The following is a 25,653-nucleotide window of genomic DNA, read 5'->3' as shown; positions in this document are numbered from 1 at the left end:
TGAGGGCCATGAGGCTGGAAAGCACAATCAGTATCAGCGGCGGTACATGCCGGCCCATGCCGGAAGGACGAAGCCCATGGGCCTGACGGAACCGCCTCCGCGCAGCAAGCTATAACGTCACCATCGATCCGTCCTCGACTGCGCAACCGGTAAGCGATCCGGAAATCGAGGAAATCATCGATCTCGTCACCGGAGAATTCCGGCCGACGAACGACTTCATTAGATCGTTTCAATGCGGCGAGGTGATCGCGGAGCGCGTGCGGGTGCGCGAGAATCTCAAGCAGGAAACGCCGACCCATATCTGCTCTCTGTGCAGTACGCCCGTCTACATCGTGGCAAGTCCTCAAAAGCGGTTCTTCTTTCGGCACATCCGCGAAGATGGTTCGTGCCGCGCTCAAACGCGCGACAAGCTAACCGAAGAGCAAATACGCGCGCGCAAGTATCACGGCCTGCGCGAAAGCGAAGCCCACAAGCGCATAAAAAGACTGATCGAGCGCAGCCTTCGCGCGGACCCAAAATTCATTCCGGACAGCATTCAGACGGAAGCCAGGTGGGTCGATCAACAGGACCCGAGCGCGTGGCGACGGCCCGACGTTCAGGCCGTCACAGCTGAACGTCTGTTTGCTTTCGAGGCTCAACTATCGACGACATTTCTCGATGTCGTCGTAAGCCGCCGTCTCTTCTACCGGCATCAGGGAGCGCTCCTGGTGTGGGTGCTGGGCAGCTTTTCACCCGACTACCGCCGCATGACGACCGACGATCTGCTGTTCTCTAACAATGCGAATGTCTTCGTCGTCGATGAAGAAACGGCGGCGCTATCCGAAGAGGCCAAGTGCTTTATGCTGCGGTGCCATTTTCGGCGACCGTCTCTCGAAGAAGGCGATATCGTCGATACATGGGCTGAAGCCGTTGTCTCGTTTCACGAACTGACGCTGGATTTGCCCAATCAGCGGATTTTCCATTTCGATTACGAGAGTGAGAAGCAGGCTCTCGACGAACAGTCCCGGCAGCCGCTTCGCGAAGAGCTTGTGGCATTCTGGATTGAGAACATGACTCCGCACCTCGATAACACGCCAGACCGCCTGGAAAACTGGCGACGGATTTGAGAGCGCTATGACGCAATTGGAATCACGCTCCCGGATCATCCGAGTGGGGATTCGAGCTTCCGGGCGATGATGCACGGGGTTCTCAGCGCGGTGCATGGCGTCCGATACCCCAGCGAACGCGAGAGAAGTTATGCCGCTCACTCGCCCTGACGCAGTACACCGATAACACTATCATCGATTGCGACACCCTATTGAGGGCCCTCCAAGAGACGCGGCACCACGGCTGGGCCAAGACCAATGAGGAATACGTGAAGGGTGTCGTCGGCTGCGCGGTTCCCATCGTTTCTCCGGACCGAGGGCTGATAGCCTGCCTTGGCGTATCGGTACCCGTGGCGCGAGTGAGCTTCGAAGAGCTCGATCGCTTCATTCCTCCACTTCAAAGAGCGGCCGCGCTCCTGTCGCAGACAATCCTTCAGGCGGACAGTGAGGACTGAACACTCGAGACCACTTGAGAATGCAGATCACCGGTGCCAGTTCTTTGGCCAGGAAGAAGAGAATGGATTTCGTTGGGATACGCATCATCACCTTCTTCGGCAAATTGTTGCCGGCATCTTCGCCGTACTTTCCCTCCCTTGAGGCAACGTGGGTGACCTGGAGAGTGACGCGGCGATGCTTGACTTGACGTTTTGGATGAGACACGAGGATTTCGTTGGCTCCCCGCGACTGAAGCTCGTGGACACCACTACCTCGTCTAAGTAAACACCTTGATGCAAAATTGTCTGCCTGGAGGCCGCACAGCTATCTTTCAGGAACGGATAGTCCGCAACGGTGCTGCGGCACAACCAAGCTAGAGGTTCTATGCTTTATCACGCAACTCTATCGACCGGCCATGGCTCACACTCGGCCGGAACAGACAAGCGAGATCTAAGTTTTGATTTTGTCAAAGGCACACTAATTATCTTGGTGATCATTGGACATCTGCTGCAATACGTCATCTATCCAGGCAATGGCTATTGGGATTCGCCGTATTTCAAGTCGATCTACATGTTTCATATGCCTCTCTTTATGGCGATAAGCGGGTATCTGTCGTCGAGGGCCCTCCTGCGAAAATCATTCGCTCGCAGCGTCAATGAGCGCGCAATACAATTGTTGCTGCCAACGCTGTTTTGGTGGGCCCTTTTGGAGGCCGCCAAAGTGGCGGTACTTTTGCCCTCGGGCAGCATAGTTGGCGTCTTGAACGATTTAGTCGGTTCATACTGGTTTATATGGGCGACATTTGTTTCTTTCCTTCTCGTAAAGACCCTTCTAACGATTTTCCGTCGCCTAGCGATGTGGATGGTATGCATGTCGGCATTTGCGGTCGCAGTCCTGCCCCTCACCATTTCGATAGCGCCATCGATAAGGTACACTTACCCGTTCTTCTGCCTCGGATTCTTGCTCTCTCAGTCGACCGAACGTCAGGCTCGCATTCTCCCACGCAACAGATTCCTCTTGATGTTCCCCCTCGCTGCAATTGCTTGCGCGTGCTTTCTTGCTTGGAGCAAAGAGACTTATGTCTACAACAATCTCGCTCTCATTCACGACACTGCCTCGGCTCGGCAAGTGTTGCTGATGTTTGCTGGCTCTGCAGTGGCGTCTTGGATTGCGTTTGAAACAATCGTTCAGCTCTGGAAATTCAGCTCCTCAAATCGAATAGCTCGTTTTATCGCGGTGGAGCTTGGCCAGAGCACGCTACTTCTTTATCTGCTCCAGGGCACCGTCTTTCGTCTCATGGACTTCGTCCAGTTCGGAGAACTGTGGGACCTCTCGACCAGAATCTCCGTTGCCGGCATGCTTGGGGTATCAATCGTTGTGATCGCAATGACCGTTCGCTTCATTGTGCGCGACCTCGGATGGTTGTCTCGGATTGTAATCGGAACCTCGCCACGCTCGGAAGCACTCAAAGCTCAGTCGGCGACCAATTGATAAAGTCCTCCCGGCTCTGACAGGAGCATAATCTGCGAACACCTAGGCGACCCGAATTAACATGCGTGCAGGCCGGTCCACGACGATCCATTCCAGCAATCGATCGGGGTGGGGTGGAGAGCTGGCCAAAACGCTTGAGGCGCGTGGCTCAGGCACCGTTGTTAGCACTTCGATATTGAAAGGTTTAAAAGAACTATACGAACGTTTGTAATGCGCCTTCCTTCGGCTCATGCTGAGTTCAGTGACCGCCGACCGTTCTCGGCACCGCCCCACTGTTCGGGGTGAAAGGAATTGCCGCATTTTTGCCCAACATGTTAACCTCTTCCGCCAGAGAATGGCGGACGGCTACAAGCATGTATAACCAGCTCACCAAGTTCGGACATTCAGTAGCGCAGCTTGCTTTCGGTACCATTGCGCTGGCGGCGGTGACGCTAACTTCCGTATACGTTCACAGCCACTTCGCAGCGACAGCGTTTGCTTATCTAGTGGTGATATTACTGTTTTCGCTAATGGGCAGCTTCATCGCATCGTCCGCGCTTTCCATCGTCTCCGTCGCGGCTTTGACCTATTTGTTCACGCCACCAACATTCAGTCTCCGGATTGATGACCCCCAAGACCTTCTTGTGCTTGTCGCTTTCCTTACCGCATCAATTGTCGGAACGCGCCTGATCAGAAACGTACGCCACGAAAGGGAGACTGCACGCGAGATCGCAGCCAAGCTACGGCAGAGCGAGGCCGATTTGCGCGACCGCGAGAAACGCTGGCGCGCGATCTTTGAGCATAATCCGGTCATGTACTTCATGGTCGATGAAGCCGGAACGGTGCTCAACGTCAACACCTTCGGTGCGACGCAACTCGGCTACGCGCCCGATGAAATCGTCGGCTTATCCGTGCTGCAGATCTTTCGGGACGAAGATCGCGAAGTGGTCCGCAAATGCATAGGAGAGTGCCTTACAAATATCGGCCAATCGCACACCTGGGATATCGAGAAGGTCAGGAAGGACGGCTCGCTGCTGTGGGTGCGCGAAAACGCCAAAGCGATGCTGTGGGCTGACGACAAGCCCATCGTTCTCATCGCTTGCGAAGATATCACTGAGCGAAAGCGTACGGTACTTGCTCTGCGGCGCAGCGAAGCCCATCTGGCCCAGGCGCAGGAGTTGAGCCAGACCGGCAGCTTCGGCTGGAACGTCGCCACCGACGAGGTCTTTTGGTCCAGGGAGACTTTTCGTATTTTCGAATACGACCCTGAGACCAAACCGACACAGCAACTCGTCCTTGACCGCACCCACCCGGAAGATAAGGCTTCCGTCCAAGACGTTATGGATCGGGCGTCTCAAAGCCAGGATTTCGAGCACGAATACCGGCTGCTGATGCCCGACGGGTCGGTAAAGCACATTCACGCGCGGGCACGGGCCACGAGAACCGCGTCTGGGGATATAGAGTTTGTCGGGGCAGCGACAGACATCACGGCAACAAAGCAAGTGGAACAGCAGCTGCGCCGGAGCGAAGCCTATCTGGCCGACGCGCAGCGGCTCAGTCATACGGGCACCTGGTCATGGGATTGCAACCGTCGCCGCTTTGCGTATCGCTCCGCCGAAGTCAGCCGTCTGTTTGGCTTTGCCCCGGAAGAGCGTGTGACCCTTGAGGCCATCCGGTCGCGAATCCATCCAGACGATCTGGCGCTGCAGCAGGAAGTTCAGCGTCGAGCGATCGAGCAAAAGGCAGGGAACTTCGAATATGACTTCCGAATCTGCCTTCCCGATGGCGCGATAAGGCACATACACGCCATTGCGCACGCCGTGATGGGAAGCGATGGCTCGACCGTCGAGCTCATCGGAACGCATATGGATGTCACAGAGCAACACGCAGCCAGGGAACGGCTAGAAAACACCCTTGCTGCGCTGCGCGAAAGCGAGCAACGGTTTCGTGACTACGCCGAAACGGCTTCCGACTGGCTATGGGAAACCGGACCAGACCACCTGCTTACCCAATTCTTGGAGCACGCGAGCGCCGCGGGCGTCGTGGCGAAAGGGGTCATCGGCCTGCCCCGCCGCGAAATTGCCCGCGACGTCGAAGAAGAACCGGAGAAGTGGCGACAACATCAGGCGGCGCTAGACGCACATCTCCCATTTCGAGATTTTATCTATCGCACCGTTAACCGGCGCGGCTCTTCGACCTACGTCCGGACCAGCGGCAAGCCATTTTTTGACGGAAGCGGCAACTTTCTTGGTTACAGGGGCGTCAGCACCGACATCACCGCGATGATTCGGGCAGATCAGGCCGAACAAGAGCTGAGGAAGGCCCAGGCGGAGCTAGCGCATGTGACGCGCGTGACGACGCTTGGGGAGCTGACAGCCTCCATCGCCCACGAAGTAAACCAACCGCTCGCCGCCATCATCAGCAACGCCGATGCGTGCCTCGGTTGGCTGGGTCGGAAGACGCCTGACCTTCCTGCTGCGCGCAGCTCGGTGGAGTGGATCATTGAAGACGCGATCCGCGCAAGCGAAGTGATCCGCCGCATCCGCGCACTTGCGAAGAAAGGCGAAATCGAGATGGTCACAATCGATATCAACGACGTCGTCAAGGACGCGATCGCGCTGGTAACACGCGAGTTGGCCAATCACCAAGTCACCTTGCGGACCGAGTTGGCGCCTGCGCTTCCCGCGATTCTGGCGGACCGGGTTCAACTGCAGCAGGTGATCATTAATCTCGTGATGAACGGGATCGAAGCCATGCAAACGGTTGCCGACCGCACGCGCGAACTCGTGATTCAGTCATCCCTGGATGGTATGGGTCGGGTCCAGCTCTCGGTGACTGATTGCGGCGTTGGGATCGCCGAGGATGATATAAACCGCATCTTGGATCCGTTCTTCACCACCAAAACGAGCGGTCTTGGAATGGGCCTGTCGATCTGCCGTTCCATTGTGGACGCCCATGGAGGGCGCCTGTCAGTCGTCCGCAAACAAGGGCCGGGCGCGACCTTTCAATTTGTTCTGCCATTGCACGAGGAGGCTGTATCGTGATTGGGCGCTTTGACTCGCCGCGAGAAAACAGGAAGGCGGCGGAGCCGACAAGTGCGACCGTGTTCGTTGTCGAGGATGACGCCTCGATGCGTCGGTCGCTTGCAAACCTTTTTCAACAAGTTGGACTGGACGTGGTGACTTTCGGATCAGCCCACGAAATGCTGCAGAACAACATTCCGGACGTTGTCAGCTGCCTGGTTCTTGACATCCGTCTACCGGGACAGAGCGGGCTTGAGTTCCAGGCTGAGCTGGCAAAGTCGAACATTCACATTCCGATTATTTTCATCACCGGCCACGGCGACATTCCCATGAGCGTCAGGGCCATGAAGGGGGGAGCGGTCGATTTTCTCACCAAGCCGTTTCGCGAGCAGGAACTTCTCGATGCGGTGGTGGCGGCGACCGAACGGGATCGCAAGAGACGGGAGGCCGAGCAGACAGTCGCGAACCTGCGGTCTTTGTTCGACACCTTAAGCCCACGCGAGCAAGCCGTATTGAAGCTGGTCGCTACTGGTCTGATGAACAAGCAAATAGCCGCTGAACTCGGGCTCGCCGAGATTACCGTCAAGATCTATCGGGGACACGTGATGAAGAAGATGCGCGCGCGCTCGCTCGCCGATTTGATCAGAATGGTTGAGAAGCTCGGACTTCATGCCAACCGTGGCCAACAAACCTAAGTATGATTTTACAAGCTCACCCCTCATGCCCACTTTATCTTCCAAGCTGCTGATGCCGTCGGCAAGCGCTTTCCAGCGTCAGGAGGGCTGGTCTTGTCCACGCCTTTGATTTCCGTTGTCGATGATGACGCCTCAGTCCGTATTGCGATAGAGAACCTGCTCAAGTCGCGCGGCTACATCGTCCATACATTTGCGTCGGCCAAGGAGTTCCTGGAATCGCCTCAGCTGGACAAAACATCCTGTGTAATTACGGATGTGCAGATGTCGGTAATGAGCGGCTTGGATTTGGTCGCGGAGATGCGAGCTCGGAATTACGACACGCCTTTCATTCTCATCACAGCATTTCCCAATGACCGGGTTCGTGCCGCTGCGCTGGGTGCCGGTGCCATTGGGTTCCTGGCGAAGCCCTTCGCCGCACATATGTTGATCAAGTGCCTTGATACCGCACTGCAGAAGCACCGCGGCGGCACCGGCAGCTGAGCCAACGAGCCGTCCGCTCTATCCTGCATCTGATCTGAACGCCGCTTTGCCGGCATGCGCGTCCGAACGAACAATTGAACATGCACAAGCCGCCAGGAGCCCTTCCGGCGACCATCGGCTTATTCGACTGTTACCGACTTCGCGAGATTGCGTGGCTGATCAACGTCCGCGCCCATCAGGATGGCCGTGTGATAGGCCAAAAGCTGTAGCGGAATAGCATAGACCATCGGCGTAAAGGTTGCAGCCATGTCCGGCAGAACAATGGTTACGATAGAGTCCATTGCAGCTTCCGAAGCCCCCTTCGCATCAGTTATCAGGATGACGTTACCACCTCGAGCCGCGACTTCTTGCATATTCGAGACAGTTTTTTCGAAGAGCCGGTCGTAAGGCGCAATCACCACCACCGGCACTGCCTCGTCGATCAGCGCAATCGGACCATGTTTGAGCTCGCCGGCGGGATAACCCTCTGCATGAATATAGGAGATTTCCTTCAGTTTGAGCGCGCCCTCCATCGCTAGGGGAGACGACGTACCGCGGCCGAGATAGACCACATCGCGCGATTTGGCGATATCATGAGCGAGCTTCTCAATCTGCGGTCCGATAGCCAGCGCTGCCGCAATCAGCGGCGGAACTTCGATCAGCTCGTGGACCAGATTGATTTCATCGATTTCGGACAGTTCGCCTCGCTCTCTGCCTGCCGCGACCGCAATCGCCGCGATCACCATCAGCTGGCAAGTAAAGGCTTTGGTCGACGCAACGCCGATCTCCGGCCCCGCCAAGGTCGGCAGCACGACTTCGCTTTCGCGTGCGATCGTTGACATCGGTACGTTGACCACAGAGATCGTGTGCAGCCCCTGCGCCTTGGCGTAGCGTAATGCTGCCAGCGTGTCGGCGGTCTCCCCGGACTGCGAGATAAAGATCGCGAGATCCCCCTTGCGCAACGGCGCTTCGCGATAGCGGAACTCGGAGGCCACGTCGATCTCCACCGGCACGCGCGCCAGTCGCTCGAACCAATACTTGGCAATTTGGCCGGCATAGCTCGCCGTACCACAAGCCGTGATCCAAATGCGCTGTATGGCGTTAAACTCGAACGGCAATTTGGAAGGCAGTTCTATGCGCTCGCGGGCCAAATCGACATAATGCGCCAGGGTCTGCCCGACCACTTCCGGCTGTTCGTATATCTCCTTGGCCATGAAGTGACGATGATTTGCCTTGTTGACCAGGAGCGACGACGTGCCATGGCTTGACGCTTCGCGGTGGACGATGCTGCCGCTCAAGTCATAAATGACGCCGCTCGCACGAGTAAGCACGGCCCAGTCGCCATCTTCAAGGTAGATGATGCTGTCGGTCAAGGGCGCAAGCGCGATAGCATCCGACCCTAGATACACTTCACCATCACCATACCCGATCGCGAGCGGTGATCCCTTGCGCGCGCCGATCATGAGGTCCTCGTGGCCTTTGAACAAAAATGCCAGCGCGAAGGAGCCGCGCAGCCGCGGCAATGATGCCCTCACCGCGTCCTGCGGCGAAAGGCCATTCTTCAAATAGGATTCGACGAGATGTGCCACCACCTCGGTATCGGTCTCGGAGACGAAGTCCGCTCCATTCTGTTCCAGTTCGGCACGTAGTACACGGAAGTTCTCGATGATTCCATTATGAACGACTGCAACATTGTCCGCCATATGTGGATGAGCGTTGCGCTCGGTGGGCTTGCCATGGGTGGCCCAGCGCGTGTGGCCAATGCCGGCGTGACCCGACAGTGGATCGCGATGCAACTTCTCCGCAAGGCCTTTCAGCTTGCCCTCGACACGCCTGCGCTCGAGAGAGCCGCCCTCGAGCGTCGCGACGCCTGCCGAATCATATCCGCGATACTCTAGTCGCTGGAGAGACTCGACCAAATGTCCGATGACCGGACCACGACCTAGGATACCAACGACTCCGCACATACCGACCGACGCGCCCCAACTTCAAACCACGATGTGAGCTTCAGAACCACAGAACAATTAATTGATGGCGGATTCGCCGTGGGAGCCTGGCGCGGATTGGACCGCAGCTGGATGTTCTCCGTTCAGCCATCGGCGTCAGGCAGAATGCGAGCTAGATCGAAAGTTTTGGCCATCTAAGCTCATCGCTACCTTGGCGACCACCGCTGGCTAAGCGGAGACACGGCAGCAGACGAAAGCGGGTCCCAGATGAGCCGAACGTTCAGGCAAGTCTCGCTGATCGCGCGTGATAGCCAGTTCGCGCATAACCAGACCCTTCACGCGATAAGGAAGATGGCGCTCAGGATAGCATTGTACGGACTGCGTGGACACGTTTTGCAAGTCGGCTGCCCCTTGAGATGGCCGGCACTCGATGGAGGGTGACGAACCGCTTGTCCTGCAATAGAACTTCATTAAGTGCAGCCCCTCATCTTGCTCCGTCAAGCGCGCGCCATTCATTGTTCTCCCGCCAGATCTCTCAAGAACACTCCGCTTCATCTTCTCTGCGGATGCGTTCTGCGGCTGAATGACGTGGCTCAAACCGCTATGCGTCTCGTCATGCGTATCGCGAATCGCTTTTTGGCGAGATCTGGGTATTGAAGAAGGTGACGCCAGCACTGATGCAAGCTGTGCTGATTCGATAGGGATGAGACTAGGTCAAGTGACAACGATGGCTCAATTGTACGGAGGTAATGCCCCGATATCGAAAAGTTTGGCGAATTATACGAGCGTTTGTAACCACCTCCACTGACGCCAGCGCGACCGCAACAGGCCAGGCCATAAGGGCCCCTTCGCGTTGCTAGCGGAACGGCATCGGCCGTATACTTCTCGTGCAGACGCACACAAATGCTGCCAAATCCAATCCCACCCAGTGACGTGAGATTGACGGCGTACGGTGACGGCTTCCTCACCGCGGCAGCTTTTCCAGATTGAAATTGAGGCTTCTAAATCAACTTCTGTGTCTGCGGAGACCGACATCCAAAAAGCGATCGAGCATGGCATTGACCTGATCTGCAACCTCAATCGTGTTGAAATGTCCAGCGAGCATCGTCTTCGCTGTGACCAGCTGTGGGCAGATCTCCTTCAGCCGATCGAGGCCGCGCGCCATGTTCACCAGCGGAACATCAGCGGCAATATAGGCCATGGGAACCCGGCAGGCTTTTGCCGCAGGCATCGGGTCATAGTTCAAAATGGCGTTCCGTATCATCGAATGGGCCACATGTTGCGGCGTTTTCTCGCAAGGCGGAAGCACATGTGTCTCATAGATCGTCTTTCGCCGATCGGGCTCGTCGAAATCGCAGCCCAGTTCCCACGCATTCGCCTTCAAGATCGCCAGATAGTCGGATCCACCTACACCGTCCAGGAGCGCTTTAACCTGGCGAGACTTGCGTAAGATCGGAGACGGCATGACAATTGTATCAATCATGACCAACCCAGCGGCCAGATCCGGATAGCGGCCGCACAGTTCGAGCGCGATCCGACCTCCCATGCTGTGGCCGATCACGACCGGCTTGAGCAGCTCCAGTTGAGCGCATTGCCAAGCGATATCGTCGGCAAATCCTGCGACGGTATACTCCTGATTGGGTGCGTCACTGAAGCCATGTCCGCGAAGGTTGACCGCCACGGTCCGCCGCCTTTGAGCGAAATGGAGGAGCTGCGGCGAGAAGATGCCGTGATCACCTGTCCAACCATTGATTAGGAGCAGCGGCGGGCTTTGCGCGGCAGCCGGTCTGACCTCAACATGCCCTAAACGTACGCCGTCGCGGTCCAACAAGACGGGCTTGAACTCATAGGAGATCACGGTCTCTCCTCCTGAACCGAGCTTGCATTTGGCCCGACCACGGCGACGCATTGGCGGGAAGAACGACACCAAGGTAGGCGGCAACCGCCAATAGTGAAAAAGCAAGCATCACCACCGCCGTCGAAAGTAGCGAATGCCCGTCAAAGAGCGCCACGACCAAGGCGCTGGACAATGCGGCGCCTCCCATCTGTACAAATGCTCTTGCCGCGCTGGTAGATCCTGCGATTTCTGGCATAGGCCGCATTGCCTCGTTGATAACGTGCGGCGAACTCAAACCGAACGACGACCCGACACCCACCAAGATCAACACCACCACAACAGCCGATTTGTCTCCCACCAATGCCATGAGAAGCAACGACAATCCCATGATGGTCGAGACTGTGAGGCCGACCGCAAGCAGCTGCCCGGGCGATGCACCCCGACCACAGAAACTCCTGTTGAGCCAAGCGCCAGTCACGATCGACAGCGAACTTGCTCCAACGATCGTACCATAGGCGTTGGGACCGAAAACATTGGAGAAGAACAGCGATGAACCGGTGACGCAGGCGAATACGGCTCCGGCCGCTGCAGCGTTGCAAAGGATGTTTCCGACGCAGGCCGGATGACGCAGCACGCGACGATAATTTCCGACGATCGTCGCAGGATCGAATCTAACGCTTGAATCAACCATGGCACTTTCTCTGAAGCAGGACATCGCCGCGAGCAGAACCAATCCTCCCGCGATGGGCACGACGTATATGGCCCGCAAGCCGTGCGCGGGGAGGACAACGTCAACCATTGGTGCAACCATCGGAACAACGGAGATTGCCAACACGACGTTGGTCATCTGTGCCCTTGCGGTCTCGCCGTTGAAGAGGTCCCTCACAATTGCAACTGCAGCAATCCCGATAACGGAAGCACCGATTCCCTGGAGCGTGCGAAATAACAGGAAGAGCGACGGGGATTTAGAGAGAGCGCACCCTACGCCTGCAGTTACCAAGAGCATGCATCCGCCTTGAACCACTGGCTTACGGCCGACGCAATCCGATATCGGTCCGCAAACGAGAAGCGTCATTCCAAAACTCATGACATAGGCGCTCATCGCCAGAACGACGTCGCCTGCCGTCGCTCCGAGATTGATTCCTGTCGCCGGCAGACTTAGGGCGATCATGTCAACGCCGAACGCCGACAATGACGCCATAAGAGGCAGCAACAAGGTGCATGGGAACGAATCGCGATGAATGAGCAAGGTGTGGTTTCTCTTGATGGGCCTCGAGCTAACGCAGCACAGTTTGACGATGTTCATCCGCGACAGACGGTGCATTCATCGCGCTCTGCCTCACTGGTCGTGGAATTGGTACCGTGGTCTTCATGAGCAACTGCGTCGCCGGCGCCCGACAGCCGCAAGGAACTCCATCTCGTTGACAAGACGGGATCGATCGATATCTGCCCTGATGGCCTCGCCGAGCCTACGGGCTGCGACTTTGAATTCTGGTTCCGTGATCAGCCGCTTGATCGCTGCCGCTATCTCTGCTTCCGAAGCCGTCGGCGGCAACCGAAGCCCTACTTCCTTTGCTTCGACCCGCGCCGCGTTAGCCGACTGGTCACGTCCCATGGGCAGAATGAGTTGCGGCAACGCGTGGATCAGTGAACGGGCAACAGTTCCGTGGCCGCCTTGGGATATGACGAGAGACACGTCCCTCATGATGCAGTCGTGAGAAGCACCGCGCACCAAACGCACGTTCTTCGGAGCGTGAAGTTCGGACACATCCAGATTCGGACCCGTTGTGAAAACGGCTTCCATTTCAATGGCTCCAACGGCATTTATGACGCGTTGAAACACATCACGCTGGCCCTGCGCCCCTGTGCTGCAAGCGATCAGCGCATGGGGACGATCGTGCCGTGACGGCCAGGACGGCTTCCATGATCCTGACCAATTCGGCATATCGAGCAAAGGCCCGACATAACGAAAGTTATCCGGAAGAAAGTCTGCGTCGAAATCGAAAGCCCGACTGACTGCCAACAGAACTCGATCAGCCTCGTCGAACAGATCCATAGCGTCTGCAAGAACATGAAGACCCAATTCGACTCTGGCGCGATTGAGTATAGAAAGAGATGCATTCATCGCCTTAGTGAGGGCTGAAGAGGCTGCCCTGACTTCGGTGTGCTCCTCCGGCGTTTTCGGTCGCCCCAATCCTGAAGTAGCCGGCGGCATTCCCGGCAGAACTCGAATACTGACGTGAGGCGAGAGAAATGCGAAAGGCACATCGCATGCTCGCGCTCCGAGCGCCGCGCCAAACAGAAGATCGAGGCCGAGCACAGCGTCCGTCGGCTCACGGTTGATCTCGTCGCGAATATCGGCCGCGTAAGCAGAGCAGGGTTCAAAGACGACCCTGCGCATCCGATCTCGTATGTCCGAGATATCTGTTGGGTCTGCAACCTCACCCATGGGAGCGCGGAGCCATGTCACGAATTCGAAACCGGCTGCTTCGACTTCATCTCGCATGGTCGGATCGGCTATCACTCGAACATGGTGACCACGCTGGCGCAATCGACGGCCTGCTGTAAGCAGCGGACTGAGATTTCCCAATGTACCCCAGGAGGCAAGAAGAAAGTCGTATGAAGTCACCGGCATCTCCGTAACGGATCTCGCATTCGAAAGTCTGCTGCCCTGGCCGCGCAGCCCGAGAGACAGGGACGTTTCTGACAACATGATCTAAACGCTCGTTGCTGCGCGTGCTTCGGTCACCATCCGCCGCGCCAACTACACCGCTTTCACATTGGCTTTCTTTCGAGATATTCTCGACGCGCAAAATCCGGATCGGTTTCCGACCATCTGGCGCAGGCTACAACCGATCGAGAGCAGCTCGACTCTTGCTTCGCTACGACGCCTTCGTATTGCTGGGTTCGAGGTGCGAATCTCAAGTGAGGCGTGACGTCCGACTGTTGACCTGTCCACGAATTGTTGACGCCGGCGCGTCGTTTTGGACATGGTTTCATGTCTACAACCTAACGCTGCGTGCGATTCAAGCTGTTTTTAGTGGTTTCGCAGACCTTATTTCGTTCTGCCTGAGTGAAGCGCCCCCGCTTCCAAGCTCGCTTCTTAGGAGTGCACACGCGCCAAATGCAGATGCAGGTTGCGAATACGAAACAGTCCGCCGCGCCGCCTGATCTGGAGAACATTTTGCTGCGGATTGGGCGCCTATCGCTAAGACGGATACGGCGGCCCGGATAGCTCCCTGATCACATTCTATGGTGTCTGATCGCCTGTGACGAAATGACCTGGGTCCATGGCTATCGTATGTATCGAAGAGCAGTACGTCCGTATGCATCGAGGTGCAACCCGCAGCGCATCCGGCCGATGGCGGCGCGCTGGTGACAGTAGCCGCAGCGGAACACGACGCCACTCGCCGCCCTCGTATGTGGGGCTTTCTCCACCATGATCACGTCGTTTGAAACGGCACTGAAACGCATGTGACCTGAGATAGATTTGTTGCATGTTGGCCTCTAGCGCGCCCAGCCGCGATGTCTTCGCTCCTGAGGCCCTCAACAAATATTCCGACTCTGCAATGCCGTATAAATCAATGTATATGATGTGCATGCCGATATGATGTGTATGGTTAGAGTAGAAATATCGCTCCCCTGCCATGTACACGTGATAGCAGGCCGCCTGTCTGGATCTTCTCGAAAATTAGTTCGCAAATAACGTTGTTAGGACGCCTGTTCGCGCAACTGGAACGGCAATGACGGCTCAGGACTCAAAGCGGCGCGTTGCGCTGATCACCGGCGTCACCGGGCAGGACGGCGCGTACCTTGCCGAATATCTGCTCGGCCTCGGCTACACCGTACACGGGATCAAGCGCCGGTCGTCCTCGTTCAACACCGCGCGCGTCGACCATCTCTACCAGGATCCGCATGCCGGCAATGTGCCGTTCCTGATGCACTATGGCGACATGACGGATTCGACCAATCTGATCCGGCTGACGCAGCAGATCCGGCCGACCGAGATCTACAATCTCGCGGCCCAGAGCCACGTTGCGGTCAGCTTCGAGAGCCCGGAATACACCGCCAATGCCGACGCCATCGGCGTGCTGCGTCTGCTGGAGGCGATCCGCATCCTCGGCATGGAGAAGGAGACCCGGTTCTACCAGGCCTCGACCTCGGAGCTTTACGGGCTCGTGCAGGAGGTGCCGCAGAAGGAGACAACGCCGTTCTATCCGCGCTCGCCCTATGGCGTCGCCAAGCTTTACGGCTACTGGATCACGGTGAACTACCGTGAGGCCTACGGCATGTTCGCCAGCAACGGCATCCTGTTCAATCATGAGAGCCCGATCCGCGGCGAGACCTTCGTGACGCGCAAGATCACCCGCGCCGTCGCGCGCATCGAGGTCGGCCTCGAGAACAAGCTCTATCTCGGCAATCTCGATGCCAAGCGCGACTGGGGCCATGCCCGCGACTATGTCGAGGGCATGCACAGGATCCTGCAGGTGGACCAGCCCGGCGACTTCGTGCTCGCGACCGGCGAGACGCGCTCGGTCCGCGAGTTCGTCGAGCTGGCGTTTGCCGAAGTGGGCCGCAGCATCGAATGGCGCGGCAAGGGTGTCGAGGAGATCGGCGTCGACAAGGCGTCCGGCAAGACCCTGGTGCAGATCGACCCGACCTATTTCCGCCCGACCGAGGTGGATCTTCTGATCGGCGATGCCAGCAAGGCGCGCGCCAAGCTCGGCTGGGCGCCGAAGACGTCGTTCGCGCAACTGGTGAAGGAAATGGTCGCCAGCGATCTCGTCGAGGCCAGGCAGGATGCGGCCAATGGCAAGCACGGCGTTTGAGCTGAAGGGCAAGACGGTCTTCGTCGTCGGCCATCGCGGCATGGTCGGCTCGGCGCTGATGCGCCGGCTGGCGCGCGAGCAGGCCGATGTGCTGACCGTGTCGCGCAGCGAGGTCGACCTGCGCGACCAGGCCGCGGTCAATGCCTGGTTTGCCGCGAAGCGGCCGCAGGCGGTGTTCCTCGCTGCCGCCAAGGTCGGCGGCATCGTCGCCAACAACACGCTTCGCGCCGAATTCCTCTACGACAATCTGGCGATCTCGACCAACGTGATCCAGGCGGCGCACGCCAATGGATGCGAGAAGCTGATGTTCTTCGGCTCGTCCTGCATCTATCCGCGCCTGGCACCGCAGCCGCTGCGCGAGGATTCGATGCTGACCGGTCCGCTGGAGCCGACCAACGAGCCCTATGCCATCGGCAAGATCGCCGGGATCAAGATGACGGAAGCTTATCGCAGCCAGTACGGCGCCGATTTCATCAGCGTGATGCCGACCAACCTCTACGGTCCCGGCGACAATTATCATCCCGAATACAGCCACGTCGTCGCCGCGCTGATCCGCCGCTTCCATGAGGCCAAGGTCTCGGGCACGAGCAACGTCGTGGTGTGGGGCACCGGCACGCCGCGGCGCGAATTTCTCTATGTCGACGATCTCGCCGACGCCTGCATCCATCTGATGAAGACCTATTCCTCGCCGGAGCTGGTCAATATCGGCACCGGCGAGGACATCACCATCGCCGAGTTCGCCCTCGTGGTCGCGGCGGTCGTCGGCTATCGCGGCGAGATCAGCTTCGACACCTCGCGGCCGGACGGCACGCCGCGCAAACTACTCGATGTCAGCCGTCTTGCCCGGCTCGGCTGGCACGCCACCACCTCGCTCGAGGATGGCATCGCCCTCGCCTATCGGGCGTATCTCGATGAAAATCAGAGATGCCGCCAAAAGTCGATTTGCTCGACGCGAACAAAATAACTACGTCGCTCACAGCGAGATTGACTTGGAAAAATCCAGCGTCATCAAAGAATAGCGCACAGCAAAGGAACTGCTGATCCGCCGGTGAGCGTAATCGTCTCCCGACTGCAATGGCGCACTTGGAGATCCTCGCCGTCCAGACGCACACAGCCGAGCGCAGAGCATTTGTCACAACGACTGCCGAAATGATGGCTCGAAAACGCCATCATCGCACGATCGCGGGAATTGCAAGAGCCCACGTTGCGACGCGCATGGCGCCTTCAAATCAACGCATCGGCTGCTTCGCGAATGCCCGTGTAAATGTCGTCGAGATCTGATGCAGTAATGCAGTACGGCGGCATTACGTAGATGGTGTTACCAAGCGGGCGAAGCAGCAAATTTCGTGCCTTGAAGAAGGCCTGAAGCTTCGGACCAATGGTCGCGAGATAGCCCGTATCCCCCACCTTCAGATCGAGTGCTGTGATGGTCCCGGTCCGGCGGACATTTGCAAAGCGCGGATCCGTGCGGAATGGCTCAATCGCCTGCTCCTGCATAGTGGCGACTGATGTCAGGCGATCACGAGATGCGCTATCTTGCCAAAGATCGAGGTTGGCCTTTGCTGCTGCGCAGGCCACCGGATTCGCAGCATATGAAGTCGAGTGAAAGAAGGTACGCGTGCGATCTTTCGAATAGTGCGCGTCAAAAATATCACCGCGGCAAAGCGTCACGGCGAGGGGAAGCGCTCCTCCCGTGATTCCCTTCGAATAGCAGACGATATCTGGCGTGATGTCGGCCAGTTCGCAGGCGAATAAAGATCCGGTGCGGCCCCAACCGGTCATGACCTCATCGGCGATGAACAGAACCTCAGATGCTTCACAGATCCGTTTCATCTCCTTGAGCACCCAGGCGGGGTACATTAGCATCCCTCCCGCCCCCAACACGAGCGGCTCTACGATAAAGGCTGCTGGAATTTCGTTTCGACATACGGCCTCGAGCGCATCGAGAGTCGCCTGTTCACGACCACTTGCTGGGAAAGGAACCGAGGTCACGTCGAACAGCAGCGGCCCATAGGCCACATTGAATACCCCGCGGGCACCAACCGACATCGCCCCAACCGTGTCACCGTGATAGGAATGTTGCATCACGACAATGCGTATGCGCTGCTTGCCAATATTATGCCAATAGCCGAGCGCCATTTTTAGGGCGACTTCCACGCTGCCTGAACCACCATCGGAGAAGAAGACATGGTCGAGACCACGCGGCACGACTTTCAATAGCATCGCCGCAACCTCCTCGGCCGGATCGTGGGAATATCCGGCAAAGATGATCTGGTTGAGCTTGCCAGCTTGCTCCTGAATTGCTCTGACGATGTGCGGATGGCAATGGCCATGGGTTACGACCCACCAGGAGGAGATTGCATCTACGATGCGGCGCCCATCCGACGTGTAGAGATAAGCTCCATCACCGCGCACAATCTTGATCAATTCGTCTTGAAGCGCGTGTTGCGTGAACGGATGCCAGATCGGCGACCTCTTGTTTAGCGCCATGGCTTGAAATCATCTCCACGGAATGAGGTGTTGAACGCGGCCTGCAGCGTGTCTGACGACAGAGGAGCAATCCAGGGCAAGCGCCCTAACCAACGCACCCGGCCCATCTCGCAAATTGCCCTCACAGCTTCCGGGTTCTTTTCACCAACGAAAGCTATTCCGAGAATGTCGATGTGACGCTTTCGGAGAGCCTCTATTGAGAGCAGCGACTGATTAATCGCTCCCAGTGCAGTGCTCGCGCAAAGCACGATTGGAAGCCGCCATCGCTCGAAGATGTCGATGTAAAGTGTGCTGCCACTCAGCGGTACCATCAGCCCGCCGGCCCCCTCGATCACAAGCGGCCGTTCACCTGTATCGGGTACATTGAACGAATCCGTGTCGATGCGAACTTCGTCGATTTCGGCGGAATGATGGGGCGAAGTAGGAGTTCGCAGGCGGTAAAGCTCCGGCACGATGCGATCGGATGTTAGACTGCCGATCCTTGCGACGAGCTCGGTATCGGTCTCTCCCTCGAGGCCAACCTGAATCGGTTTCCAATAGCTCGCGCCGATGAGATTGGTGAGCCCCGCGCAGAAAATCGTCGTTCCAATTCCGGTATCCGTGCCAGTCACCACGATCTGCTGCAGCCTCATCGACCTTCACCTCATATCTCTTCGAACAGAACGTCGAGCATGGACGTCATCCTCGACGACGTAGAGCGTCATTGAAATTCGTAGACCGGATCGCACTCCACAATCTAACGTTGAATACCTAACTCGCGGCGGACCATTTCGTCAATCGCACCAGTCGTCTGACAGATCGCACTCGCCGTAGGCGTGCCATCGCTGTACGGATCGGACCGACCCGCCCGCGCGCTCGAAAGGTGTGTCCTAATTGTCTCAGAAAAGCGCGACGCGTACTTTAGGCGGTTCGCGAACCACCCATCGAAAGGGGGGCTAAATGAACCGGCCGCGGAGCAATTCAGCTCGACGCTTTATGACTTTGCAGGTCAAAGCGTGGGGCGCAGACGATGCCACCTCCGCAAATCGTCTCTCGCACGAGCGGCCCCATCGCCTGTCGCCACAATGCTAAAATGAAGTGGTGAGCCTCCATGGTCACGCGCAATCGCGTAGGCGGCAAACCGCGCTCGTGTTCGACGTTGATGGTTCCGACGGGTCGCTGATCATTCTACTGTGTCCAGCAGCAGTCGCATCTTTCTCCACTTGGTGCCAGCGTGATGCCGTGATTTTCGGTCGCACTCTGTAGCTGGCTGGCCATCGCGGCGTGTTCAGGATCGCCACCTGATCCTGCAAGCGCTGCGCGTGCGCAACGTCCACCAAGCCTGACACCTGCTCGCGCGCCACATTCAGAGGAACGCCTGGCAATTCCCATGCCCCGTTCAATATAAGATTCTTGCGAGCTTGTGACGCAAGCTCCAGCTGCCGAACGAGGTCAAACCTGGTTCTGTCGTAAGATGCCGACGCCAGCATTGTGCTGAGCTTGATCCCGAGCTAAGGATGCGGCTGGGTTGCAGCGTCATCTTTTCGGTCACCATGATCCGTCACATCGTGTTCTTCACGGCCAAGAATAAGGCCGATATCGACCAAATCATCGAAGGCCTATCGGGGCTCACTACGATTCCACATACGCGCCGACTTGAAATTGCGCGTAATCGCAAGAGCGATCAGTTCGGCAACGATATCGATGTCATCGTCTATGGTGAGTTCGACAACGAGAGAGATCTTGCAGCGTACAAAACGCACAATCTGTATCTGGAAGCGATCCGGCGCGTACGACCACTGCGGGAGCTGCGCTTTGCCGCTGATTACGAACTATCAAAAGACGTGCATTTCGCTGGAACGGCAGGGTTAAGCCAAATTACTCGGCGCAGCCGACCGGCTGACAAGGGCTAATTCGATGATCGGCCACGAGGGTTCGTCCGTTTCGGACAAAACTTGGCCTTTCTCGGGACGCTCGGTTCGAACCCCAAAGCTTGCCAGCCGTCGGTGATCGATAGCACTATGGACGTCCGCGAATTGCAGTGGATCGAGCCTGTCAAGGCGCTGCGATGTCTTGCGCAGCGGCCACACCTTGCCTTTCTTGACAGCGCAGCGCGGCATGAGGCGCTTGGGCGGTATTCATATCTAGCCTGCGAACCCTTCAGCACCTATTTGGTCACCGATGGACAGGCAAGTTGGAATGGAGAGACCCTTAAGGGCGATCCATGGGGAGTGCTTCGCACCCTTCTCGCCAGATACCGCGAAGAGCATCGCCCCGATCTGCCGCCCTTCCAAGGAGGTGCGGCCGGCTTTTTTGCCTACGATCTGAACAGGACATTGGAGCGATCGCCGGCGCCAGAAAATCCCGGTCAGCGTTTGCCCCAATCGATTCTGCATTTCTATGACGTGGTCGTCAGCTTCGACCACAACCACAACAGGTGCTGGATCGTCTCCACCGGATGGCCGGAGCAAGACCCCGCTCGACGAGCCCAGCGCGCGCGTCGTCGCGCCGACGAGTTTGCGGCGCTGCTTGCCCGGCCAAAGGTGCCGCGGATCATACTCCCTGGCACGGCGGGCGCATGGCATTCGAACTTCAGCCGTGAAGGCTACATTGCGGCGGTCCAGCGCGTCGTCGAACTGATTCTGGCCGGAGACGTATTCCAGGCGAATATTGCCCAACGCTTCAATGCCAGGGTGTCGCCGCTGTTCGATCCGCTGACCTTGTACTCGCAACTGCGCTCATTGAACCCGGCGCCTTTTGCGGCCCTCTTGCGCTACGGCGGGCTGACCATTGCCTCGAGCTCCCCGGAACGATTCCTGAAACTTGATGGACGACAGGTCGAAACGCGCCCTATCAAGGGCACGATCGCGCGTTCTGCCGACGCAAAAGAAGATCGGCGACGCGCCGAAATCCTGCTTGCATCCGAAAAAGACCGTGCCGAGAACATCATGATCGTCGACCTCCTGCGCAACGATCTTTCGCGCGTTTGCACTGCGGATTCGGTCGGGGTTCCGGCGCTATGCGACCTCGAGTCCTACGCCTCAGTGCATCACCTCGTCTCGATCGTGAGGGGCGAACTTGCGCCAGGCAAGGACGCGGTTAGCCTGCTTCGTGCCTGTTTTCCAGGCGGGTCCGTGACCGGAGCTCCAAAGGTCCAAGCGATGAAAATCATCGCGGAGATCGAGCAAGTAGCACGAGAGGTCTATTGCGGGGCGATCGGCTTCATCGGCTTCAACAGGCACATGGATACAAACATCGCGATCCGCACTGTGACGATCGACAATGATCTAGCTGTCTTTCATGCAGGCGGCGGAATAACGGCGATGTCGGATCCGGAGGCTGAATACGAGGAAACGCTCGCCAAGGCACAGCGAATCTTTGAGGCCTTTCAAGCCACAACAACCGGTGCATTTTGATTGTCATCATCGACAATTACGATTCGTTCGTCTTCAATATTGCCCGCTATTTCCGTAAGCTTGGTGAAGCAACGGAGGTAATCCGGAACGATGCGCTCAGCCTTACCGACATTGTCGGCCTCGGGCCGCGCGCAGTGGTCATTTCACCTGGTCCCTGCACGCCAATGGAGGCTGGAATATCAACCGCAGTGGTGCGCGAACTTTCAGGTCGCGTCCCAATTCTCGGCATTTGCCTTGGGCACCAGTGTATAGGCAGCGTCTTCGGCGGACGCGTCGTGCGTGCTCGTCGTCCTATGCATGGCAGGCCCTCCTGCGTAACGCATGACAGCCGTGGGCTGTTCAGCGAACTTCCGTCCCCACTGTGCGTCGGTCGCTACCATTCGCTCGTAGTCGAGCTGGATGACGCGTCCAGGCAGCATCTGGAGGTAACGGCGCGCTCCGACGAAGCCGAGATCATGGCCCTCGCCCATCGCTATCAGCCAACCTATGGCGTACAGTTCCATCCGGAATCGATATTGACCCAATATGGGTCCACGCTGCTGATGAGTTTCTTGCAAATTGTAAACTCGTTCGCGAGCAGGAGGATCGACGCCCAGTAAGGGATGGCAACGACTTGTTCGAAGAACGCATCTGAGCCACGACCCAGGACATAATCGCGCGCACTGCAGCCGTGGTTCAGTCTGGCCGGTTGGTAGGAGTTCTGATCGCCGACCTTGGTCTCTAGATCAGCAATCGAGCGACCCGGGTCGCACTGCGGGCAGTAATTCGGGCAACAGAAAGGGGAGTCAGCGGCTGCTGCGCTACGAGCCTCGGCGTCATCGATTAGCCAGAGGGGCATCAACTACCCCGGTGAGGTCGAACTCGGCGGCCCTCTCGGCGTGGTCGGCAGTCGCATCGGCGCGATGATCGGACGCGATCGCGACATAGACCGCCGGCAGCACGAAGAGCGTGAACAGCGTGCCGATCGACATGCCCGCGACGAGCACGAGCCCGATCGAGAAGCGGCTCGCGGCGCCCGCCCCCGTTGCGGTCAACAAGGGCAAGAGGCCCATGACCATCGCCGCCGTGGTCATCAAGATCGGACGGAGTCGGACGCGCGCTGCCACCTCGATGGCAGAGCGGCGATCTAGTCTTTCCTTGAGCTGCAGCTCATTAGCAAACTCGACCATCAGGATACCGTGCTTGGCAATCAACCCGACCAGCGTCAACAGTCCGACCTGGGTGTAAATGTTCATGGTCGCCGCACCAAAGAATGGAGGAATCAAGGCGCCAACGATTGCCATCGGGACGCTGATCATGATGATGAAGGGATCGCGTAAACTTTCGAACTGCGCCGCAAGCACCAGGAAGATGATGATAAGCGCAAATGCAAAGGTGATGGCGAGTTGATTGCCCTCCTGCACATATTGACGGGCGTCAGCAAGGAAGTCGTGGCTGAAGCCTGCGGGTAGTTTCTTTGCCTCCCCGTCCAGGAAGTCCACAGCCTGACCGATCGTGACGCCGGGCATCGGTACAGCCTGGAAGGTCGCCGAATTGAGCTGGTTATAATGGGTAAGCACGTTTGGACCGGTTGCTGTCTCGATGGAGACCACGGTTGACAGCGGGAGCATCGAGCCTGTCGCAGTCTTCAGAAAATAGCTGCCCAGTGATTCCGGCGTCAGGCGTTTCTCTCGCGCCACCTGCGGGATCACCTGGTAGGAGCGACCCTTCAGGTTGAAGCGATTGACGTAGTTTCCGCCAAGTAGGCTCGCGAGCGCGCCACCGACGTTCTGCATGGTGATGCCAAGGTTGTTAGCCTTGGAGCGATCGACTTTGATTCGCACCACCGGCTGGTTGAATTCAAGGTCGGAGTCGCTGACCATGAACAGGCCGCTGTTGCGCGCCGCATCCTTCAGCTTCAACATCTGCTCATAGACGGGCTCGAAACCACGCGTCGAGTTGATTACCATCTGCACGGGCAGCCCCCCCGAACCACCCGGAAGCGGCGGCAGGCTGAAGGCAAATGCGTTGATGCCTTCGATTTTGGACAGCTCAGCCTGGACCAATGGCTTTAGCTCGATCGATGACCGCTTGCGCTCGTCCCAAGGCTTGAGCAACATGCCCGCCAGGCCGCCCTGCGGACCGCTAACGCCGTTCAGAACGAAGCGCAGATCGGTCTCTGGAAATTTCTGGAACGCGTTGTCGACCTTGGCGCCGTAGTAGTCCAGGTAGTCGATATTGGCGTATTTCGGCGCCTTGGATATTGCGAATACGATGCCTTGGTCCTCCTCAGGTGCGAGTTCCTTGGAAATATGCGCATAGAGAAAGCCGACGAGGCCCAGCATAGTCAGCGCAAACAACCAGGTAATCGGGCGATAGTCGAGCGAGCGGTCGAGCTTGCGGCCATACCAGCGTGTCATGGCGCCGAATGCGCGGTTCACAAATACGGCAAAGCGCCCCTCCTCGGCGCTCTTCAGGAAGACCGAGCACATCATCGGCGACAGCGTCAACGCGATCACGCCAGACACGATCACCGAACCCGCCAGCGTAAGCGCGAATTCGCGGAACAGCGCACCGGTGAGGCCGCCGAGAAAGCTGATGGGCGCATACACGGCGGCCAGCGTAATCGTCATGGAGACAACGGGGCCGACAATCTCGCGCGCGCCCTTCGTAGCCGCCTGCATGGGCGGCGCGCCTTTTTCCAAATGGCGATGAATGTTTTCCACCACGACGATCGCGTCGTCCACCACGAGACCGATCGCAAGCACCATCGCAAGGAGGGTCAGCAGATTGAATGAAAACCCCAGCGCCAGCATCAGGCTGCAGACGCCAACAAGCGACAGCGGAATGGTGACAACGGGGATGAGGACCGATCGCGGCGAAGCCAGGAACAGGAAGATGACCAGCACCACGATCACGACGGCCTCAATGAGCGTGTTCTCCACCTCATCGATCGACGATTGAATGAACTTGGTGGAGTCGTAGGCCACTTTCATCTTTAGCGATGGCGGCAGATTGCGCTCCAGCTCCGGAAATAGTGCCCGGACGCCTCGTACTATGTTCAGCGGATTGCCTTGCGGGCTCGGCTGGACGCCGATGAAGATTGCGTGCTCGCCATTCATGGCGACGCTGACGTCTGTGGCTTGCGAGGCAAGCTCGACCGTCGCAATATCCTCCATGCGCACAAAGCCGCTGTCATTGGCTTTGACGATCATGCGCTTGAATTCCTCGACACTTCGCAGATCAGTGTTGACCGCGATGTCGGAAAGGACGAAATAGCCCTTGGTCTGACCGGCCGCGGCCTGGAAGTTGTTGGCGGCGATTGCAGCCGAAACTTCAGCCGGCGACACTCCATGCCCCGCCATTCTTGCCGGATCGAGCCATAGCCGCATCGCAAAGGTCTGGCCACCCAAGATGTCCGCCGCTGCGACCCCATCTACGGTTGACATGATCGGCTGTACCACACGCGAGAGATAGTCGGAAATTGCGCTGGGCGTCAGTTCCTCGCTGGCGAAGGCGATATACATGACGGCGGTGGTCTGACCGGCGGACTTCGTAACGACAGGATCATTCGATTCCTTCGGGATCAGATACTTGACCGAGTTGACCTTAGAGAGCACTTCAGTGAGCGCCTCGTTGGGATCGAAATTGAGCTTGACGTAGACCTGGATTGTCGAGGTGCCGAGGACCGAGGAGGACGTCGTGTAATCGACGCCCTCGGCTGAAGCGACCGCCTGCTCCAGGGGGGTAGTGATGAACCCCTGGATCATGTCCGCGGACGCACCAGGATAGGAGGTCGTGATAGTGACGACCGTATTCGATAGCTTCGGATACTGCCGGATTGGCAGAACGGCGGCCGCGCGAAGGCCGATAAGCAGGATCAGGAGACTGACGACGATCGACAATACCGGACGTCTAATGAAAAGCTCGGTAAATGCCATCGCGACGCTCGCATTCAATAGGCAAATTCGCTAAGTCGGCGCCGGGATTATCAATGCGGCGACTAGGCC

Annotated in this window: 18 protein-coding genes and 1 pseudogene; 11 read left to right on the top strand and 8 right to left on the bottom strand. The window is 57.8% G+C overall.

What is annotated here, in order from left to right:
- The first annotated feature begins 122 nt into the window (after positions 1-122).
- Positions 123-1,106, top strand: a complete 984-nt coding sequence (locus BI327_RS17225) for a DUF6035 family protein (protein WP_449240151.1) — start codon at positions 123-125, stop codon at positions 1,104-1,106.
- Positions 1,107-1,210: 104 nt separating this feature from the next.
- Positions 1,211-1,540, top strand: a pseudogene (locus BI327_RS17220) (IclR family transcriptional regulator domain-containing protein); the annotation flags it as partial.
- Here BI327_RS17220 and BI327_RS41710 read toward each other — a convergent pair.
- On the bottom strand, positions 1,470-1,745 hold the full coding sequence (locus BI327_RS41710; RefSeq protein WP_143271621.1) for a hypothetical protein: 276 nt from the start codon (positions 1,743-1,745) through the stop codon (positions 1,470-1,472). The pseudogene BI327_RS17220 and the gene BI327_RS41710 overlap by 71 nt on opposite strands.
- 159 nt (positions 1,746-1,904) lie before the next feature.
- Between BI327_RS41710 and nolL the strand changes: the two genes are divergently transcribed.
- The 4 genes from nolL to BI327_RS17200 all read left to right on the top strand — a co-directional run bounded on the left by nolL (position 1,905) and on the right by BI327_RS17200 (position 7,188).
- Entirely contained in the window at positions 1,905-3,011 is a 1,107-nt protein-coding gene (gene nolL, locus BI327_RS17215; RefSeq protein WP_076861862.1) for a nodulation factor fucose acetyltransferase NolL, read from the top strand.
- 353 nt (positions 3,012-3,364) lie between these two features.
- The gene (locus BI327_RS17210; protein WP_076861860.1) at positions 3,365-6,034 is read left to right on the top strand and encodes a PAS domain S-box protein; all 2,670 of its coding nucleotides are present in this window, start codon (positions 3,365-3,367) and stop codon (positions 6,032-6,034) included.
- Complete coding sequence (locus BI327_RS17205) at positions 6,031-6,708, top strand: response regulator transcription factor (RefSeq protein WP_394329860.1); 678 nt, start codon at positions 6,031-6,033, stop codon at positions 6,706-6,708. The genes BI327_RS17210 and BI327_RS17205 overlap by 4 nt, the downstream gene beginning before the upstream one ends.
- A 93-nt stretch (positions 6,709-6,801) precedes the next feature.
- Entirely contained in the window at positions 6,802-7,188 is a 387-nt protein-coding gene (locus tag BI327_RS17200) for a response regulator transcription factor (protein WP_076861858.1), read from the top strand.
- A 119-nt stretch (positions 7,189-7,307) separates the two neighbouring features.
- On the opposite strand, the gene glmS is transcribed toward BI327_RS17200, so the two are convergent.
- The 4 genes from glmS to BI327_RS17180 form a co-directional block, all read right to left on the bottom strand.
- Positions 7,308-9,134: a glutamine--fructose-6-phosphate transaminase (isomerizing) gene (gene glmS, locus BI327_RS17195; protein ID WP_076861856.1), complete on the bottom strand. Its 1,827-nt coding sequence runs from the start codon at positions 9,132-9,134 to the stop codon at positions 7,308-7,310.
- 985 nt (positions 9,135-10,119) lie between these two features.
- Positions 10,120-10,971 (bottom strand): alpha/beta fold hydrolase, encoded by an 852-nt coding sequence (locus BI327_RS17190; RefSeq protein ID WP_245334839.1) that lies wholly within the window; start codon positions 10,969-10,971, stop codon positions 10,120-10,122.
- A complete protein-coding gene (locus BI327_RS17185; RefSeq protein ID WP_076861854.1) occupies positions 10,958-12,274 on the bottom strand; it encodes an MFS transporter in 1,317 nt (438 codons plus the stop codon). Before BI327_RS17185 ends, BI327_RS17190 begins: the two co-directional genes overlap by 14 nt.
- Before the next feature lie 45 nt (positions 12,275-12,319).
- The gene (locus tag BI327_RS17180) at positions 12,320-13,579 is read right to left on the bottom strand and encodes a glycosyltransferase (protein ID WP_394329859.1); all 1,260 of its coding nucleotides are present in this window, start codon (positions 13,577-13,579) and stop codon (positions 12,320-12,322) included.
- 1,114 nt (positions 13,580-14,693) lie between these two features.
- On the opposite strand from BI327_RS17180, the gene gmd reads away from it, so the two are divergent.
- Positions 14,694-15,779 carry a GDP-mannose 4,6-dehydratase gene (gene gmd / locus BI327_RS17175; protein WP_076861850.1) on the top strand — a complete coding sequence of 362 codons (1,086 nt, stop codon included), beginning with the start codon at positions 14,694-14,696 and terminating at the stop codon, positions 15,777-15,779.
- Positions 15,760-16,743 carry a GDP-L-fucose synthase gene (gene fcl, locus BI327_RS17170; protein ID WP_283807795.1) on the top strand — a complete coding sequence of 328 codons (984 nt, stop codon included), beginning with the start codon at positions 15,760-15,762 and terminating at the stop codon, positions 16,741-16,743. The genes gmd and fcl overlap by 20 nt, the downstream gene beginning before the upstream one ends.
- A gap of 260 nt (positions 16,744-17,003) precedes the next feature.
- Here the strand turns inward: fcl and BI327_RS17165 are convergent, their stop codons facing one another.
- Together BI327_RS17165 and bioD are read right to left on the bottom strand one after the other, a co-directional pair.
- On the bottom strand, positions 17,004-18,269 hold the full coding sequence (locus tag BI327_RS17165) for an adenosylmethionine--8-amino-7-oxononanoate transaminase (protein ID WP_076861846.1): 1,266 nt from the start codon (positions 18,267-18,269) through the stop codon (positions 17,004-17,006).
- Entirely contained in the window at positions 18,260-18,901 is a 642-nt protein-coding gene (gene bioD, locus BI327_RS17160) for a dethiobiotin synthase (protein WP_076861844.1), read from the bottom strand. The genes BI327_RS17165 and bioD overlap by 10 nt, the downstream gene beginning before the upstream one ends.
- 900 nt (positions 18,902-19,801) lie before the next feature.
- Here bioD and BI327_RS17155 point away from each other — a divergent pair.
- From BI327_RS17155 to BI327_RS17145, 3 genes are all read left to right on the top strand, one after another.
- Positions 19,802-20,161 carry a Dabb family protein gene (locus tag BI327_RS17155; protein ID WP_076862194.1) on the top strand — a complete coding sequence of 120 codons (360 nt, stop codon included), beginning with the start codon at positions 19,802-19,804 and terminating at the stop codon, positions 20,159-20,161.
- A 108-nt stretch (positions 20,162-20,269) separates the two neighbouring features.
- The gene (gene pabB, locus BI327_RS17150) at positions 20,270-21,664 is read left to right on the top strand and encodes an aminodeoxychorismate synthase component I (RefSeq protein ID WP_076861842.1); all 1,395 of its coding nucleotides are present in this window, start codon (positions 20,270-20,272) and stop codon (positions 21,662-21,664) included.
- Positions 21,661-22,263 (top strand): anthranilate synthase component II, encoded by a 603-nt coding sequence (locus BI327_RS17145; RefSeq protein WP_076861840.1) that lies wholly within the window; start codon positions 21,661-21,663, stop codon positions 22,261-22,263. The genes pabB and BI327_RS17145 overlap by 4 nt, the downstream gene beginning before the upstream one ends.
- Positions 22,264-22,479: 216 nt before the next feature.
- Here the strand turns inward: BI327_RS17145 and BI327_RS17140 are convergent, their stop codons facing one another.
- On the bottom strand, positions 22,480-25,584 hold the full coding sequence (locus BI327_RS17140) for an efflux RND transporter permease subunit (RefSeq protein WP_076862193.1): 3,105 nt from the start codon (positions 25,582-25,584) through the stop codon (positions 22,480-22,482).
- Positions 25,585-25,653: the final 69 nt, after the last annotated feature.

Origin of the sequence: Bradyrhizobium mercantei, from assembly GCF_001982635.1 — a bacterium.
Lineage (GTDB): Bacteria > Pseudomonadota > Alphaproteobacteria > Rhizobiales > Xanthobacteraceae > Bradyrhizobium > Bradyrhizobium mercantei.
Note: the sequence above shows the minus strand (reverse complement) of the source record. Positions and strands in the feature narration are given on the sequence as shown.